The 16412-nt window shown below is 61.2% G+C and carries 12 protein-coding genes; 3 read left to right on the top strand and 9 right to left on the bottom strand.

Annotated features, from left to right (window positions below; all coding sequences use genetic code 11):
- Positions 1–243 precede the first annotated feature (243 nt).
- From OKW45_RS13515 to OKW45_RS13505, 3 genes are all read right to left on the bottom strand, one after another.
- On the bottom strand, positions 244–1689 hold the full coding sequence (locus OKW45_RS13515; protein WP_429468795.1) for an IS1182 family transposase: 1446 nt from the start codon (positions 1687–1689) through the stop codon (positions 244–246).
- A gap of 101 nt (positions 1690–1790) precedes the next feature.
- The gene (locus tag OKW45_RS13510) at positions 1791–2417 is read right to left on the bottom strand and encodes a tyrosine-type recombinase/integrase (protein ID WP_018419811.1); all 627 of its coding nucleotides are present in this window, start codon (positions 2415–2417) and stop codon (positions 1791–1793) included.
- Positions 2418–2606: 189 nt separating this feature from the next.
- Positions 2607–3359, bottom strand: a complete 753-nt coding sequence (locus tag OKW45_RS13505; protein ID WP_429468792.1) for an NADPH-dependent F420 reductase — start codon at positions 3357–3359, stop codon at positions 2607–2609.
- 995 nt (positions 3360–4354) lie between these two features.
- Between OKW45_RS13505 and OKW45_RS13500 the strand changes: the two genes are divergently transcribed.
- A complete protein-coding gene (locus OKW45_RS13500) occupies positions 4355–4678 on the top strand; it encodes a four-helix bundle copper-binding protein (protein WP_184041155.1) in 324 nt (107 codons plus the stop codon).
- A gap of 84 nt (positions 4679–4762) precedes the next feature.
- Positions 4763–5410: a dienelactone hydrolase family protein gene (locus tag OKW45_RS13495; protein WP_429468789.1), complete on the top strand. Its 648-nt coding sequence runs from the start codon at positions 4763–4765 to the stop codon at positions 5408–5410.
- Here the strand turns inward: OKW45_RS13495 and OKW45_RS13490 are convergent.
- The 3 genes from OKW45_RS13490 to OKW45_RS13480 all read right to left on the bottom strand — a co-directional run bounded on the left by OKW45_RS13490 (position 5407) and on the right by OKW45_RS13480 (position 7316).
- A complete protein-coding gene (locus OKW45_RS13490) occupies positions 5407–6519 on the bottom strand; it encodes a CapA family protein (protein ID WP_429468786.1) in 1113 nt (370 codons plus the stop codon). The two genes, OKW45_RS13495 and OKW45_RS13490, sit on opposite strands and share 4 nt — an antisense overlap.
- Positions 6520–6665: 146 nt before the next feature.
- The gene (locus OKW45_RS13485) at positions 6666–6965 is read right to left on the bottom strand and encodes a hypothetical protein (protein ID WP_429468783.1); all 300 of its coding nucleotides are present in this window, start codon (positions 6963–6965) and stop codon (positions 6666–6668) included.
- 162 nt (positions 6966–7127) lie between these two features.
- Positions 7128–7316, bottom strand: a complete 189-nt coding sequence (locus OKW45_RS13480) for a hypothetical protein (RefSeq protein ID WP_429468780.1) — start codon at positions 7314–7316, stop codon at positions 7128–7130.
- Between the two features lie 1256 nt (positions 7317–8572).
- Between OKW45_RS13480 and OKW45_RS13475 the strand changes: the two genes are divergently transcribed.
- Positions 8573–10630, top strand: a complete 2058-nt coding sequence (locus tag OKW45_RS13475) for an alkaline phosphatase family protein (protein ID WP_429468778.1) — start codon at positions 8573–8575, stop codon at positions 10628–10630.
- Positions 10631–11134: 504 nt separating this feature from the next.
- On the opposite strand, the gene OKW45_RS13470 is transcribed toward OKW45_RS13475, so the two are convergent.
- From OKW45_RS13470 to OKW45_RS13460, 3 genes are all read right to left on the bottom strand, one after another.
- Positions 11135–12655, bottom strand: a complete 1521-nt coding sequence (locus OKW45_RS13470; protein ID WP_429468775.1) for a methyl-accepting chemotaxis protein — start codon at positions 12653–12655, stop codon at positions 11135–11137.
- Positions 12656–13060: 405 nt separating this feature from the next.
- Positions 13061–14881 carry an ABC transporter transmembrane domain-containing protein gene (locus tag OKW45_RS13465; RefSeq protein WP_429468773.1) on the bottom strand — a complete coding sequence of 607 codons (1821 nt, stop codon included), beginning with the start codon at positions 14879–14881 and terminating at the stop codon, positions 13061–13063.
- A gap of 581 nt (positions 14882–15462) precedes the next feature.
- Positions 15463–16329 carry an NmrA family NAD(P)-binding protein gene (locus tag OKW45_RS13460; RefSeq protein WP_429448599.1) on the bottom strand — a complete coding sequence of 289 codons (867 nt, stop codon included), beginning with the start codon at positions 16327–16329 and terminating at the stop codon, positions 15463–15465.
- Positions 16330–16412 lie beyond the last annotated feature (83 nt).

The raw sequence follows: 16412 nt of genomic DNA, 5'->3' as shown, positions 1-16412 counted from the left end.
TTCATTCGGACACGTTGCTTTCCAGTGAGATGGAAAGACGTCGGGGGAAATGTCCATTGCCTGGGCGGAAGCCGACGTTCAAACGTCCTCGTGAAAGCATCGGCGAACGTCCGTAGTTGGCCGAGGGCGTGTGGAAACTCGATTTTCGCGTCTGAGGGCGAGGTTGGCGGTCGGGTCAATCAAGTTAGATGAGTCGAACTTGCGCTATTCGAGCAATGCGAGCGCAAGAAGCCCGTCAGGGCCTCAGCTTCCAGCCATCCTCATTGCCTTCATTGTCCTCGCAACTCCAAGTATATTCATGACTCGCTTGAGGTTGTATGCCAGTACCTGAAGGCTCATTTCGGTGCTCACCCTCCCGAGCGTCCGGGTCTGGAAGTGTGTGGCACCCATCCAATGCTTGAGCGTACCGAAGACGTGTTCAACGGTGCTTCTTCGGATGGTCATCGCATCTGGCTTCCGGTCGAGTCGTCGCTGCATGGCTTCCAGGACATGTTCGTGCTCCCATCGTCGGATGCGGCGATAGTCGCTGGGTGAACATCGCTCCTTGAGATGGCAACGCGGGCATGCGCTGGGCCAGTACACGTTCAGATTCATGCCATTCTCCACGGTCTTGAACCGAGGAATTGCGCGCTCGCCGGCGGGGCATCGATACTCATCGTTCCTGGCAACGTAGATGAAGTCGCGTTTGGTAAAGAGCCCTTTCTTCCTTGACGCCGAGGTGAGTGGTTTCGGGACATACGTAGTGATCCCGGCCAGTTCACAGGCACGGATGTCCGGACCACTGAAGTAGCCGCGGTCAGCCAGCACCTTCAACTTTAGCTTGCCCATCGCGCTCTTCGCAGAACTCGCAATCCTGCTGAGTTGCCCATGATCGCCCCCGATGTTCGTCACTTCGTGTTCCACGATCAGATGGTGCTTCGTATCCACGGCGGTCTGCACGTTGTAGCCGACGGTGCCGGTTCTCTTGCCGCCGCTGGTCATGGAGCGGGAATCCGGGTCAGTCAGCGATAGCTGTCTGTCGGGTTGCGTCTTCAGTTGCTTTTTGATCTGCTCGAGCTCACGCATCCGCTGACGCAAGAGCGCGATCTTCTCGTACAGACGCACCGTCTTCACATCGAAACCTGTCGGACTGGTCCGGTCTGCGGTTTCAATCATGTCGAGATATCGCTGAACGCTTTCCTCGATCTGTTGCTGACGCTTGTCGATCTTGCCCGCCGTGTAGTTCCTGTCGCGGCTGTTTACAGCCTTGAACTTGCTGCCGTCGATGGCCACCATGTCGCCGGATAGCAGCTTCAGTCCGCGACACAGTTCGACGAAACGACGGCATACGTTGCGAATGGCCGGCCCGTTGTCGCGGCGAAAGTCGGCGATCGTCTTGAAGTCTGGCGCCAGACGCCCTGTCAGCCACATCAGCTCGACATTGCGCTGGCATTCGCGCTCAAGACGCCGGCTGGACGGCACCCGGTTCAGATAACCGTAGATATAGATCTTGAGCATCACGCCTGGGTGGTAGGACGGGCGACCCGTGACTGCGGGCGTGCTACCGTTGAAGCCAAGTTCCGCAAGGTCCAGTTCGTCGACGAAGGCATCGATGACCCTGACCGGATTGTCCTGCCCGATGTAGTCATCTATGCATTCGGGTAGTAGTGCGACCTGCTTGCGGTCATCGCCTTCAACGAATCGCTTCATGAGTCACCCGGTCTCAGTACGTTGATTCAGTTTAGGCGATCAATGCGTTTTCACACACCCTCGGCCGGACAGCGACCGGTCGCTGGCCGGCCGCCTGCCGCTCAGACCTCGGTCTGTTCGGCCATCTCAAGCGCATCGTCGACTTCGATGCCTAGATATCGAACGGTACTCTCCAGCTTCGTATGTCCGAGCAGCAACTGTACGGCACGGAGGTTTTTCGTCCGGCGATATATCAATGATGCCTTCGTCCGGCGCATCGTATGCGTGCCGTATGCCGTGTCGTCGAGACCGATCGAGCGTACCCAGCGATGCACGAGTCGCGCGTACTGACGCGTTGATAGATGGGGCGATTCGTGAATCCGGCCTGGAAACAGGAAGTCAGAAGGTGAGAGCCCTGCGGCCTTTATCCAGACTTCCACACTCTCCCTGGTTTGCTCAGTGATTTCGAACTGCACGGGTCGTTGCGTCTTCTGCTGCATCACAGTCGCCCGGGGCGCAACGCGGGAGCCGAGGCAGATGTCGCGCACTCGTAGTTTAGTCAGGTCGCATGCCCTCAGCTTGCTGTCGATCGCCAGATTAAACATCGCAAGATCACGGGTTTTCGCCCCGAGCTGCAGCCTGATCCGGATGGCCCAGATTTCCCTGAGCTTCAGCGGCGGCTTCTGCCCGGTCAGCTTGTCTTTGTTCCATGGCACACGCGCGACGCTGTTGTTGGTTGTCGCTTCCATCACGATCTCCTTTCAAGGGAAGGGAGACCCAGTTTGCGTCAAGCGGCGGTGGGCGATAGCCGACCCATAGCCGCTATTGCGACCGTGTTGGCCAAAGGTCCGCTCTCGAGCGCACAACGGACCTCTCGTACTGGCCGCGTCTTTCCAGCACGCGGCAACGGACTTCGACAAGTCTGTCGTCGTCTGGCTTCAAGCAGGCTGATCGAAGCTGCCGGGGCTCTTGTCCGTGGCCGTCCACTGCGAAGTACGAGCTCGATCCGCCTTCCGCAAGCCGGCCTTCAGGCCTTCAGTGTCGAAGTCCGTCGTATAGACTGGCGTGCCGGGCTGGTGACGCCAGGAGTCGTCGATACCGCCATTATCGACGGCATCGAAACCCACTTCGTTGACGAGCTGCATCACTGTCGCCTTGGCGTCGGCGCTATCGCCCGAGACTGGCAGCGCAATCCGCCCGGGTGCGCCTTCCGGCTTGCCGAGATTGCGCAAATGATCCGCGTAGATGTTGTTGAACACCTTGATTACTGGCCGGCCGATCTGCTGCGCGACCCACGCGCTTTCCGTCATCCCGGACTCGATCCCGTCGATGCGGCCATCGCGCTCGCGTGGATAATAATTGCCAGTATCGATTACAACCGTGGTTTCCGGCACGTCGTCGAACAGGCCGGCAGGCAGATCGAGCACCTTCTTTTCGGGAATCGTGACCACGATCACTGCTGCACCGCGGACCACATCCGCGAGTTCGGCTGGTTTCGCGCCAGTTTCGCGGGCGACATCGGCGAGCGTATCCGGCCCGCGCGAGTTGCCGATAAGCACCTCGTGCCCTTGTTCGACCCAGCGCAGCGCCAGCACCCTCCCTATATTCCCCGCGCCAATGATGCCAATTTTCATACACCCTCCTGTTCTTTCAGTTGACTGAAGCGGGACGCGCACAACGGCCATGCCCATGCGTGTTGACCATCCCCGCGGACTCGCCATAGCCTAGCATCATCCGGGCTGAGATACTGGGCCGTTCCGTCCCGCAGTATGGGCGGCCTTGGGCCAACAGCGCATCGCGGGTCCAGCCTTCCTGCGGCCTGCTCATGCGCAGCTTGTAATCGCCAAAACGCTTCAGGTTGTGGGTTGGATACGGACTCAGGAACTCCAGGCCTCGGGCGAATCGACTGAACCAGTCGCGCGGTGAAGTGAGCCAGCGCGGCCCGTGTAGTGAGTTTTCCTAACCGGGTACTGCGTGACGCGACAGGCTCGTGCCGACCCTGAGCCGCCGCTGGGACCGACGCGAGATCAATGGCCGCGTCCGAGGTCCAACGGTCATCCGTGAGTCAGCGGCGGCCGCCAGGTTGTCGGCCATTGCGGACGTTGGAGTGTTGGCGACTGTGAGACAGCTGATAGGCGCTTTGCCGCCGTTCGCGCCGACATAGCCTCGAATGTCAGGTACCAATACGAGTGAATGAGTACTCGCGACCCTGAGCCGCCCCTCGAGCAGGCGCAGACTGAGCGGCAGCTTTCAAGGATAGAACGGCCACCGCTCCACTGGAGCAGGCGGCAACCGTTGCGGTGGTTGCACTCATTTGCTATCGCCGTTGGTCCAAGGAAAGTTGGCCGCACTGGGACCGCTTCGGTTGAGAAGAATGTCGATCACCGAGCGGCCATCGCGGAAAGCGTCGACCTGGGAGATTAGTGCCTCAGTTTTCACCTTGTCTCGAAGAATCTCTTCCGGAACCGCGGCGAACCGGCACAGCGAATCAAACTCGAAACGTTTAACGAAGCTATTCGCGAGGAATCCGGCTCGTAGCTTCGCTTTACGGCACCGACACGAGCGACTACGCTGCTATGAGAGCCGCGCTGGTCGGCCCTGAAGTTATCGCAACACGTTGCGCCTTGCCTTCGAGGAGAGCACGCGGCGGACGCCGAACAACTCTATTCAAGCTGGAGCTTCGTCGATGAACCCCGAAATCTATCAGCCGTCTATTGAAGCCTGCGATGCTTGTGCCGCTGCCTGCGATCGCTGCGCATCCGCCTGCCTCGATGAACCGGGCCGGGTTAACATGGCCAAATGTATTCGCCTCAACGCCGATTGCGCTTCGCTATGCCGCCTCACATCTGCGGCCTTGGCTCGACAAAGCCATTTCGCACCCGAGTTTTGCGAACTCTGCGCACGGATCTGTGACGAGTGCGCCGATGAATGTGCGCGGCACGTACCCGAGCACTGCGGAACATGCAGCGATGCGTGCCGGAGATGCGCGGAAGCCTGCCGGGCAATCTAGTGTCTAGCTCAGCAACAGCGCGCCCGCCGACGGCCAGCGCGTCGCGTATCGGGTCGGAAATGCCCCACCCGGTTTGAGGATGTCATGGAACCTAGGCTCCAATTGCAGGAAGTCACCATTCCGGTGGAGGACGCCTCCCTGATGGGCACACTCGCGCTGCCACAGGACGCTCAATCACTGGTTCTACTCGCGCACGGCAGCGGCAGTTCACGATTCAGCCCTCGTAACCAGTACGTGGCCACCGAACTCAATCGGGCCAAGATCGGAACGCTGCTGATGGACTTGCTCTCCGAGCAGGAAGACACCGGTCCCGCTGCCCGCTTCGACATCAAGCTGCTGGCGATGCGTCTCGCGCAAGCAACGGCCTGGATCGCGGCGAAGCAGACGACACGCCTCTCTTTCGGCTACTTCGGCGCGAGCACGGGCGCGGCTGCGGCGATCCGCGCGGCGCCCGTGTCGTCGGTCCCGGTTGAGGCGATCGTTTCGCGAGGCGGCAGGCCCGATCTCGCCGGACGCGACGTCCTCGCCGCGGCGCAGGCGCCTACGTTGCTCGTGGTAGGCGGGCTCGACGTCAATGTCATCGAAGTCAACCGGGAGGCCTTCGCTCTGCTCGAATGTCCGAAGGATCTTGTGATCGTCCCCGGCGCCACCCACCTGTTCGAAGAACCCGGCACACTGGAAGCCGTTTCACGGTACGCGGTGCAGTGGTTCAAGCATTATCTCGGCGCCTAAGCGCCCGAACGCAGCACGAGCGTGTCGTTCGCGCGGCGCTCCACAGTGGCGCCCAATGGCTGACTCTCCCGATTCAGCGTTTCGTGTAACCATCGAATGCCTTCTTCAGGCGCCCGGTTGATCTGGAAGTGGCGTGTCTGCGTCGGCGTCATCGACAGTTCGGTCAGCGTGCCCGTTTCAAGGTCGAGCGTTGGAAAATACATCAGCGCAAGGTCGCTGCGAAACGCTACCTGACCGCCGATACCTTCATAGTCGTTGATGAAGTCCCCGGCGCCGTACAGGACGAGTTTGCCTCGATACAGCTCGATGCCCTTCACGTGATGCGACGAATGGCCGTGTACGAGATCCACGCCCGCCGAATCGATGAGTTCGTGCGCGAAGTATCGCTGCGAAGCAGGTATGTCGAAATCGAAGTTCTCGCCCCAATGGATCGAGACGATGACAATGTCGGCTGCCTGCCTGACCGCTCGCACCTGCGCCGCGATCGTGCATACGGTGTCAGCCGAAAGATCAGGGAGCCGGTTCACGCCGGCTCGGCCCCAACCGGCGGCCCAGTCCGCGCCCACGCCGCTGCATTCCGTGGCAAAGGCGAAGATCATCACTCTGCCGCCGCCCGCCAGTTCGATCAAGGCAGGCGCGGCGGCCTCGACGTCGTCCTGCCCCGCGCCAGCCGTATGAATGCCGGCTGAATGCAAGGCATTCAGAGTTTCCGTCAACCCGCGAAAGCCCCAATCGAGCACATGATTATTCGCGAGCGCGCAGCAGTCGATTTTCGCGGCGCTCAAGACGGGCGCGTTGGCGGGATGCATGCGGTAGTGGATGCCCTTTCCGGGCCATGCGTCCTCGCTGGATGTGACGGCCGTCTCGAGGTTGATGATGCGCGTGGCAGGACTCATGCGCTCCAGTTCGAGCAGCGCGTCGCGCCACACGTAGCTGAACGGGACACACTTCGGTAACGAGCCGGTTTTCGCTTCAGTGAGGCGCACATAGCCTCTCGCCGAACGCATATGGGGTTCGAAGAGTTGGGGCAGGTTCGGATGCGGCAGTATCTGATCGATACCGCGTCCCAACATCACGTCCCCGCACAGAAACAGCTTGATGCAGTTCATCCTTCTGGAAAAAACCAATGTTCCCGATGCAGTAAGCCGCCAGAACGCCTTCAAGATAGTTTGCTGGCACTTCGGCGTCTAGCGTTCGGGGCTGTACGGAAGCGCCTGCCGCGTGCAATCACTGCTTCGCACTCGCGACGCAGTTTCTACAATCGTCCGGCTCTCTCGCTCACGACCGACGATGCGATCGCGTACCGGGCGTTGCTGCGACGGCCGCGCCGGCCGGGCCGGCCGGGCCGGCCACAGCCGCGCGATTCCGCCGAATAGCGGGCGTTCGCACGCGGCCAGACGGTCCGCTCGCCGCGTATGCGCTCGCCGTGCTGCGCGCGCTCTTTGCGTGGCTCGTCGGCCAGCACTACGTGATCATCAATCCGTTTGCCGGAGTCATGGTGCGCGGCGACACTCCGAACTCTTGAGCGTTCGTGGAAAACGGGATTGCGGTCCATGCTAACGTTCAATGTGCGCATCGACCGCGTCGTGCGAATCTTGATGCACAGTGCAGCCCATTCTCAGGTGATTTTGGACGCAGCGGGCCGGGGTACCATATCGCATGGCGCCTCCTGAATTGCTAGCCCTCGTTCACTGAGCGCCTGGGAGCGGACTCCTCATCAGCGTCTCGTGATGTTGACGGCCACGATTTCGTATCCGGGGTCGGCGTGCTCGTTCGCGACTTTGTTCGCATCCTCATACGAGAGAAAGGACTTGGCTTCCTTAATCTCCGGTGCCATGCCGATATCGCCGTCCTCTGCGGTGCAGAGGAAGTTCTGGCCAGTCTTCACAACGTAGACGGCCGTCATGTCTCCCTCCATGGCTTGCAGGGGAACTTCCAGTCTAGCAGGCCGGATGGGTTGCACACGTATCGCTGCCGAATTCCTGACGGCCTGCGTATCGCGCGCGAGAAGCAAGGTACCGGTGCTCGATCTTTAGCCGAGATGTTCGATTAGACTCGCGATGCAGCGGTAGCCTCTCGAGCGCAACGGGCCGTTGTCGGATACGAAGCCGACCTTCGTATGTCTCTTCTCACGCACGGACGAAAGGCTGATGATGGCCGACTGGCGCCCGACGCGGTTGGCCGGACCGACCCCTTTGAGCCGTTCAGAAACGACTCGTGAGCGGCAGCTTCCGGCCCGACATGAGCCAATCGTTTCACGTCAACTGCAGCCTGCCACGTTGTAGCCAACCGTTCGGTGTGAAATTCCAGTTGCTGCTGATTTTCGTCATGTGGCTCGGCGGCCCGATCGCACTGCCGCCGTCAGCGGCAAGATGGCCATGCGGGGGAACGCTGGATGGCTTGCCAACTAATTCGCGACAGGCATTGCAAGGCTGCATAACTTTCTGCAATGACCTGATTCGAGGAGTCAAATCGCTCGGCCTATGCCGAGTTCTCGTCGCACCACTGGATCGCCCAGCGCTGCACCGCCTCGATAGCGTCCGCGTCGGAGGGCGGCTTCAACCGGTGGATGCGATAGCTTGCTGGAATCGTTCGGCGGGCGTCTCTTAGTCCAGCGTCTTTCTTGGACGCTCGTTCAGTCGTCTTGCCACAGCACTGCTGAGCGACGACTGATCCGGCGTGCGGGCGGCGCAGGCCGCCCGCGACCGGCCGTGTTTTCTGCACCGCCACCGCGACACACGGCCTTAGATCTATTGGGACTTACGAATTTTACTTTTTCTTACACGTGCAGTGAAAAGCCGACTGAAGCATCGGCCCGGTATTCACCTTTGCCCTTGCGGTCGGGCGAGTCTTTGATCGTATTCGCGGCGCGAGCCCCGTACGGCGCGGCTGCGACGATCGGTACACAAAATCGAAGATGCGTCTCGCCAGTTGCATGCGCGAAGCAACGTAAACAATCAGCAAGAAGCCTGGCCCACGTTTGTTATCTGCGCGTCGGGACATTGAAACTTGATGTTCTCGCTTCCGTCATGCGTGCCCTTTATGTTTCGCACTTCAACGAATCGCCTATAACGAGGTCCCCGCGGTCAACCGACGCACACCTGCACACCTACCCTTCGATCTTGCAACCCCCACAAGAGCCGTATGGCAACGGAGTAGTGAATGAAGCGAAAACAAGAAGCCCCACAAAAATTCGTGCGGCGCGCCGGTTTTATCGGCACCGCAGCCGCACTGACGGTAGCCTGCTCGATATTCCCAGCACTCGCGCAAACGCAGTCGCATCCGCCAACGAACGCGGATCCATCTCTAGACACCGTCACGCCGATCAAGCACGTGATCGTAATCGTCGGCGAGAACCGCACTTTCGACCAGGTCTTCGGCGGCTACCAGCCGGGTCACGGACAAACGATCGAGAATCTGCTCTCGAAGGGCATCATCAATGCCGACGGCAGCCCGGGCCCGAACTTCTCGCTTGCGCAGCAAAACATGGCGCAAGCGACGGATCCGACCACCTTCCTGATGAGTCCCACTTCGAAAACGGCATACTCCGTGCTGCCCGCGCCGAACACCGGTTCCGCTCCGAGCGCCACCAGCGATACGAGCGCGCCCTTTACGACGCTTGCTGAAGCACAGGCCGCCGAGGGCAACGCGCTCGAGCCGCAAGATCTCGTTCATCTGACAACGGGTGCGACGGGTCTTCCGAAAGGCGCTGTCGACACGCGCTTTGGCTCGAATACGTACAACCTGCAGAGCGGCCCCTATCAGATCTCGCGTGTCGGGCCGAATTACGATCAGTACACCGCGAGCCCAGTGCATCGCTTTTATCAGAACTGGCAGCAATCGGATTGCAGTCTCGCCAATGCCACTGCCAGCAATCCGAGCGGATGCAAGATGGATCTCTTCGCGTGGGTCGAGACGTCGATCGGAGCGGGGTCCAACGGCAGCCCCCGGCCGGCTGGCTTTACCGATCAGACAACGGGCGAAGGCTCGACGGCACTCGGTTTCTATAACGCGAGCACCGGCGATATGCCCTACTTCACGCAGCTTGCGCAGAAATACACGATTAGCGACAACTATCACCAGCCGGTGATGGGCGGCACGGGCGCGAACAGCATCATGGTCGGCACGGCCGACGCGCTTTACTACACGGACGGCAACGGAAATATGTCCACGCCCCCGAAGAACCAGATCGAAGACCCGCGTCCGATGCCGGGCACGAACAACTGGTATGCGCAGGACGGCTACTCGGGCGGCTCTTACAGTAATTGCTCGGACACGTCACAACCGGGTGTCGGTCCGATTCGCAACTACCTGGGGTCGCTGCCCTACCATCCGAGCGCGAACTGTGCGGCAGGTGCGTACTACCTGCTAAACAATTACAACCCGGGCTATAACGGCAACGGCACGGTCAATACGAGCCCGTTTACGATCCCGCCTTCGCCGGTTCGCACAATTGCAGACTCGCTGCTCGCCAGGAAGATCTCGTGGAAGTACTACGGCGAAGACTGGAACACATTCGTCACAAACCCGTCTCAGAGCGTCTATTGCAACATCTGCAATCCGTTCCTCTACGAGACGTCGATCATGACGAACCCGGCGACCGTGAAGGCGCACCTGCAGGACTCGACGGATCTCTACGCCGACATCGCAAACGGCACGCTGCCGGCGGTCTCCTTCGTGAAGCCGGGCGGACGCCTCGATGGTCACCCCGCCTCGTCGAAATATGACCTATACGAAGGATTCGTGCGCAAGATCATCGATTCGGTTCAGAGCAATCCGAAACTGTGGGCATCGACCGCGATCCTCATCACCAACGATGAAGGCGGTGGCTACTACGATTCGGGTTATATCCAGCCGGTCGACTTCTTCGGTGACGGTCCACGTATTCCGCTGATCGTGGTCTCGCCTTACTCTCAAGGCGGACGCGTCGCGCACGAGTACGACGATCACGCGTCCATCGTGAAGTTCATCGAGCGCAACTGGCAGCTCGCCCCGATCACGGGCCGCAGCCGCGACAATCTGCCGAATCCGAAACAGACCGGCTCGAACCCGTATGTGCCGGTCAACGCACCCGCGATCGGCGATCTATTCGGCGCGTTCCATTTCGACCAAGGCGTGAGCGGTAACGGCAATCACGGCGATCAAGGCGGCAATGGCAACGGCAGCATCGCCAGCAACGCGCAAGGCCAGAACGGCGGCAAAGGATGGTGGCCGTTCTGAGGTTCTGAAGCCGGGAATCCGTGGTTTCGGAGCAGTCCAGACGCGGCGTGATGAAAATCGCGCCGCGTTTTTTCACGACGGGGGCCTGCCATGACTTCACTCTTCGAATATGCCTGCGACTGTGTAACCTGGACCCAGTCAGGCCGGGCTGTCGAACGGACGATGCCGGCGACGGCGACCGGCTCAAGTCGACCCACTACCGCCGCTCCGACGGCCACTTTGAAGTTACAACCCGATATTCACTTGATGACATCCGGTGGTGGGGTGTTTGGTCTGGCGCATATTGGCCTCCCGTGTTACCCGTCCGCGCATCTACATATCGATTTCATTGTTCAGCAAGCGCGCGGGCCGGTGTGCCAGTCTTGCCATGCTCAGTTCAGAACGTTTCCCATTCGCTGCGTACCGCCGCCGATTTCAGTCCATCGGCCGCGGGATTGGCAGGCGTGTGGGGCATTCCTGGCGCCGCACGGCTCGCAGCCACTGCAGGCGCTTTCGCCTTCGGCTTCACATGGGGGCGATGCCGAGCGGCGCTTCATCGTCAAGGCGGAAGGTCGCGACAGCCGTTCTCAATGCACCGGCCTGATCTTCAAGCGACTGCGCCGCTGCCGCTGCTTCTTCCACCAGCGCCGCGTTCTGCTGTGTGACTTCGTCCATCTGCGTCACGGCGCGCGCCACCTGTTCGATACCGCTGCTCTGCTCTTCCGATGCCGCCGCGATCTCACCCATGATGTCGGTCACGCGCTGCACTGCGCCAATAATCTCAGTCATCGTGCGGCCGGCTTGATCGACGAGCGAGGTACCCGACCGAACGCGCTCAACCGAGGTGCCGATGAGCTGCTTGATTTCCTTCGCCGCCGCCGACGAGCGCTGGGCGAGTGAGCGCACTTCGCCCGCCACGACCGCAAAGCCGCGGCCTTCTTCGCCGGCCCGCGCCGCTTCCACGGCTGCATTGAGCGCAAGGATGTTGGTCTGGAACGCGATGCCTTCGATGATCGTGATGATGTCCGCGATCTTGGCGGAGCTTTGATTGATTTCGCCCATTGTGTCGACGACCTGCGACACCACGCGGCTGCCCTTGTCCGCGATTTCCGACGCGTTGGCCGCGAGAGAGCTGGCCTGTCGCGCGTTGTCGGCATTCTGCTTCACGGTGCCCGTCAGTTCGTCCATGCTCGACGCCGTTTCCTGCAGCGCCGACGCCTGCTCTTCCGTGCGCGACGACAGATCGATATTGCCCGCTGCGACCTGCTTGGTGGCCGAGGCGATCGATTCGCTGCCTGTGCGCACCGTGCGCACAGTATCGATGAGGCTCGCCTGCATCTTCGAGAGGCCGCGAAGCAATTGACCCATTTCATCGTTCGACGTCACGACGACGTCGCGGCGAAGGTCGCCCGACGCGATGGCGTCGAATTGTGCGAGCGCCGCATCGAGCGGACGTGCGATCTTCCGGCGCAGCGACAGCCACGAGTAGCCGGCTGCGGCCATGCCCAGAAAAATGGCGATGATGTTGAGCATGCGGAATGCGTTGAAGGTCGCCTGGCCCTCGTCGTACGCGGCTTTGGCGGCTTCGAACTGGAACTTGCGCAACTCGACGCCCGACTTGGCGAATTCGTTGAACGCGACCGACATAGCACTTGCGGCCTTCGTGATTCTGTCGTGGTCGTTGGAACGGACGTCAGCGTAGCTCGCGTCCAGCAGCTTCTGGAGTGCAAGCCGCTGGCTGTTGAAGGTATCGGCGAGCTGCTTCTCGCCCGGGCCCTGCGGCAAAGCAGCATACGTTGCCCACGCCTCATCCGATGCCTTGCGCATAAGAGCGCCGTGGCCGATTGCATCTTCGGCGGAGGGCGGCGTACCGGCATTAATCGCGGCGCGATCGAAGCTCAGGCGTTCGCGCGCCATGTACATTTCGGCGTTTCCGACTGAAACGGCGCTCGGCATCAGGTTGGTGAAAAGATCGTAGGTCGTGGTATCCGAGCGGCTCATGCCGATCAGACCAATCGTGCCGATTGCCACGAGAAGTGCGCTCAAAAAAGGCCATGGCCAGCGCCAGGCTGCCCTTTATCGTCGAAAACATGGTTGTCCAGGGGTTGCTGCACCGCGTACTGTGCGATAGCGGGCGGCGATGCGGCACCTGCTGCGCTGGCCGACGATTAGTATCGGATCGTCCTATATAACGACAGGAGGACGACATACTTAATGGCGCGTGTCGATGTACTAAAGTGTATTCTGCCGAAACAATTAGTTTGGGATGGCGGCCTACGCGACAGGCACGATCGACGCGCGAAGGTCTGTTGTCTGAGCGGAGCCGACGTCCAAATGTCCGTGAGAAGGCGCGGAATAGCGGCCGGAGATGGCCGCTTATTGCCTTACGCTACCGCGTCATGTCGATCCGTTGGGAGCCCTGCGGTTGCCCTGCCGACCTGGATCGTGTCTTCACGCCGAGTCGACGCGATCGCACTCAGCGTCGCGCTGTCCCATATGCGCAACCTGCTCGCCAAACTGCAGGGCGGCAAGCTGGGCATAGAGCGGCGAGCTCAGAAGCAAGTCGGCGTGACGGCCCTGCGCGACGATGCGGCCTTGCTCCAGCACGACAATGCGGTCCGCTTGCTGTACGGTCGCGAGGCGGTGCGCGATGACCAGCGTGGTGCGGTTCTGCGCGGCATTGTCCAGCGCCTTCTGTACGAGGCGTTCGCTGGCAGCGTCGAGCGCGCTGGTGGCCTCGTCCAGCAGCAGGACGGGCGGATTCTTCAGGATCGCGCGGGCGATCGCAATGCGTTGGCGCTGTCCGCCAGACAGTCGTACTCCGCGCTCGCCTAGAAACGTGTCGTAGCCTAGCGGCAGTTCTTCGATAAAGCCGGCCGCAGCGGCCATTTCGGCAGCCCGCTGCACTTGCGGGAGTGTGGCCTCGTGCGCGCCGTAGCGGATGTTGTCGAGCACGCTGCCCGAAAAGATCACCGATTCCTGCAGCACTGCCCCGATTCCCTTGCGCAACTCGAGGATCGGCACCTGTCGCGTCGGGACGCCGTTGATCAGAATGTTGCCGGCCTGCGGGTCGTAAAATCGCAGCAGCAGTTGGAACAGCGTGGTTTTGCCGGCGCCGGACGGTCCAACCAGCGCGACATGTTCGCCCGCGCGGACGTCGAGCGAGAGCCCGGCGAGTGCAGCAATGCCGGGGCGGGACGGATACGAAAAGCTAACATTGTCGAAGCGGATGCCGTCCCCGCGCGCCGGCAGCGCGACCGTCGCCTCGGCCTGCACCACCGGCGAGCGTGCCACCAGCAGTTGCAACAAACGTTCGGTGGCGCCGGCAGCCCGCTGCAGATCGCCCCACACTTCGGCGACAGCTCCCACAGCGCCGGCGGTGAACACCGCGTAGAGGATGAACTGGGACAACTGGCCGGCCGTCATCCGCCCGGCTAGCACAGACTGCGCCCCAAGCCAGAGGACGAACACGACGGCGGCGAATACCAGCACGATAACCACGGCGGTCAACCAGGCACGCGCCCGAATTCGCTTGAGCGCTGTCTCAAAGGCCACCTCCACCGCGCCGGCAAACCGCCGCGCCTCAAAGGACTCCTGCGTGTACGACTGGACCGTCGGCATGGCATTGAGGACCTCGCCCGCCAGCGCGCTCGCGTTCGCTACCTTGTCCTGGCTGGCGCGCGAGAGGCGGCGCACGCGCCGACCGAAGACAACGATGGGAGCGACCACCACCACCAGCGTAGCGATAACGTAGCCTGACAGTACAGGGCTGGTCACTGCCAGCATCGCCACGCCACCGGTAAGCAGGAAGAAGTTGCGTAACCCCAGCGACAGGCTGGTGCCCACCACCGTCTGAATCAAGGTGGTGTCGGTGGTGAGCCGCGACAGCACCTCTCCGGTCTGCGTGGTTTCGAAGAACTGCGGGCTCATCTCCAGCACGTGGTCGTAGACCGCACTTCGCAAATCAGCCGTGACCCGCTCGCCCAGCCACGACACGAGGTAGAAGCGCAGTGCCGTGGCGCCGGCCAGTACCAGCGAAACGGCGAATAACGCGAGGAAATAGCGATCGATATGCGTACGGTCACCCGCAGCAAAGCCACGGTCAATCAGGTATTTGAACGCCACCGGCAACGCCAGTGTGGCGCCCGCCGACGTCACCAGCGCCAGGAACGCGAGCGCCCAGCGCCCGGCATACGGGCGCATGAAGGGAAACAGGGCAAACAGGGGGCCTATAGCCCGCGAAGGCGGCGAAGGCGGGACAGCGTCTGGCATGAGGATTCCCGAGCGGGTAGAAGTTCATCTCGATTGTGCCAGTCCTACAGATTCGAAGGCAGCGGTCGCGTGCTTGCCGCGACTCCCCATATATATCAAGATCAAATCGATCTTCTCAGGAATGAGCCATTGCCATGACAGACAAACCCGATCCGGACGAACTGAAAGGACCCGGTGGCTTGACGTTGCGCCAGATCCACGAACAGGTACAGAGGAGCGTCGAGCGCGACCGCGAAGAGCAGGTAAAGCGTAATGCTACCGCTGCGCAACAGGGTCGATGGCAACGTTGGGTACGCTACATGTGGGCCCGCAGTGGCCGTCGCCAAGATGGCTTGATACGAAATGCGCCGGTCGCGATTGCCGAGTCGGGAGCAAACGTTAATCGCCGAGCCGGGGCGGTCATAGCGTGTCTGCGAGCGGCACGACCCGACCCAATCCGGTCGGCCACGGCTCAGCCGTGAGACGCGTAGACCAGTTCTGCCAAGCGTGCTGTATTCCATCGTGTATTCCTTGTTTGAACGAAAACCTGATGCATCGGGAGAGTCAAGCCCAGAGTCCAAGCGTCGCCGTATCGGCTCTTGTCAGATTCGACGCGACACAAGCTCGCCCAGAACGGTCTCCAGTTCGACGTGGCCGCGCAAGATTTCGTCAGAATCGCTTTCGAAATCGATCCAGCCGTCGTTGAAGCCGTCCAGCATGCGCATGCGGGGTAGAGGATGCTTCATGCCCTGCCTGTGGAACAGCGCTTCCCACGTCTGCCTTTCGACGACTTCCGCACGTACCTGACGGCGCAACACGCCGGCGAAAGCCAATGCGAGATCGTTGGGACTCACCCGGCGTGGACCTTCAAGTTCGACGACGCGCACACCGCGCCTTGCCTGCTGAAGCAGTTCGGCAGCAACGCGGCCTACGTCCGCAGTGGCGACCATCGGCACCGGCTTGTCGAGCGGCTGCAGGTAACTGGCAATGACGCCATCGTCGCTTGCAGACGCAACATCCCATGCGGCGTTCTCCATGAACCAGCCAGGGCGCAGGAACGTCACCGGCATCGGCATCTCGCGCAGTGCCTGCTCCATCAGCGTGCGCTGGGTGAGCAGGTTGACCTCGTCAGCCTGTGCGCCGATCGTCGAGAGGCAAACGACATTTTCGGGTCGCGCCTTCAGGAGTGCTGCGGACACGGCCTCAATCACCGTGCGCGCTTCAGGAAACCCGGGCTCCGGATCGAACTCCGAAGGCGGCAGGATGAAAACGCCCGTCGCGCCTTCGAACGCGGCGGCGAGCGACGAAGGGTCTTCCATGAAAGCCGTCGCGATCTCGCAACCTCGCTCTGCCCACGCCTCTGCCCGCGTCGCATCGCGCACGACTGCGCGCACCGGCTGACCAGTAGCCAGCAGTTCGCGGGCCAGTGCGCCGCCCACCTTGCCGGTGATTCCCGTGATTGCATACATTGCTCGTTCTCCATGTGTGGATATATCGGGTGACGCAGTGTGGATGTGCCGACGGTCAACCACTCGAGCACGACGCAAACCGT

Source organism: Paraburkholderia lebeckiae, assembly GCF_050436225.1.
Lineage (GTDB): Bacteria > Pseudomonadota > Gammaproteobacteria > Burkholderiales > Burkholderiaceae > Paraburkholderia > Paraburkholderia tuberum.
This window is presented reverse-complemented; position numbering and strand designations above follow the sequence as displayed.